Here is an 823-nt window from a genome sequence, read left to right on the forward strand (position 1 = left end):
GTGAAGTTCATAGCATTCCTCTTTAACAAAACTTCAATTTCTCATCATTTTAAAACATAGACATAATATTATACGCGTCATTTTTATTTACACAGTTTGCTCAAGTATTATTACTGGGACTATTTTGGGTTTTATGAAACTTTTGTTTGTTATTCCAGATTGTCAGAACAGTACTAAATGAGAATTTCCTTCATGGAGAGAGAAAACAAATACTATAAAGAGCTTGATGACAATCGTATGAAAGGTATACTCTTGTTAAGAGTGGTAAAAACGCTCATATCAAGTTCGCGTCTACGCATTTTGATAAGCGCATACTCTGCATGACGTAAATGTGTAACCATTTGAAGCTTTATAGATTCATTTTCGACCATAGCCAATGCACCCTCCAAATATGTTTGCAAATCGATAATGTCTTTCAGATTTTGTGCTTTCTCTAGCATTTGGGGTATGATTGAGAAATAGCTAAAACGATTTTTTGACTCTTCGAAAGTTTGCAAAGTTATAGCTTTGTCTAGAGATGCCATATATTGTAAACGTGCAAGAAGCTGTTTGCGCATTTCTGTAAAATTTCCAAAAACGCTTTTTTCATTCTTTACAACTTGTTGATACAGACCATTTTTATGTTCCTTTTCATCGTAAATCAGTTCTGGGTTTTTGAGAAAAAAACTGCTGTAATCTAGCTTACCAGCTTTAGCAAACTGACTCCTTCTTACAGATTCATAAATTGCCCTTTCTTCTAAAAGTTGTTTTTCTTTTAACTGAATCTGTTTTTTTAATAATTCAATAACTTCCAGATATTCTTTTGGTGGAGGTGGAGGTGGAG

General features: G+C 33.2%; 1 protein-coding gene. It reads right to left on the minus strand.

The genetic code is table 11. The features are described 5' to 3' along the window. Positions 1–212: 212 nt before the first annotated feature. Positions 213–823: type IV secretion system protein (locus CER18_RS09765; protein ID WP_100129747.1), on the minus strand; the 611-nt coding region annotated here is incomplete at its 5' end.

It is taken from the genome of Bartonella tribocorum (assembly GCF_002777915.1).
GTDB lineage: Bacteria > Pseudomonadota > Alphaproteobacteria > Rhizobiales > Rhizobiaceae > Bartonella > Bartonella tribocorum_A.